General features: G+C 70.4%; 1 pseudogene. It reads left to right on the top strand.

The annotated features are described in order from the left end of the window. Positions 1-335, top strand: a pseudogene (locus ADL34_RS04250) (hypothetical protein); the annotation flags it as partial.

Here is a 335-nt window from a genome sequence, read left to right as displayed (position 1 = left end):
GCCGCATGGGCGGGCGCCGTGACCAAGCCCGGATTCGTGAAGTTCGCCTGGCAACCCGGCCACGACGACTGGCTCTTCAAGCTCAGCGGGTCCACGCCGATGTTCCTGCCGACGACTTCACTCAAGGCGACGCGGCGCCAGGTGCGGACCTACCGCAGGAGCCGGGACGGATTCGACGGCAGTGCCACGATGCTCCAGGTGGGGTCCGGGTACGCCGGATTCACCACGCTTCCCACCGGTGCGGTCGTGTACGCGACGTCGGGCGTCGCCGCGGGGGAGGGACGGCTGGAGATCCACAATCTGACCATGCCGGGCGTGCCCGGCCTGGCCGGGGC

Origin of the sequence: Streptomyces sp. NRRL WC-3605 (assembly GCF_001509795.1) — a bacterium.
Taxonomy (GTDB): domain Bacteria; phylum Actinomycetota; class Actinomycetes; order Streptomycetales; family Streptomycetaceae; genus Streptomyces; species Streptomyces viridochromogenes.
The sequence above is the reverse complement of the archived record's forward strand: the minus strand, read 5'-3'. Positions and strand labels throughout refer to the sequence as shown.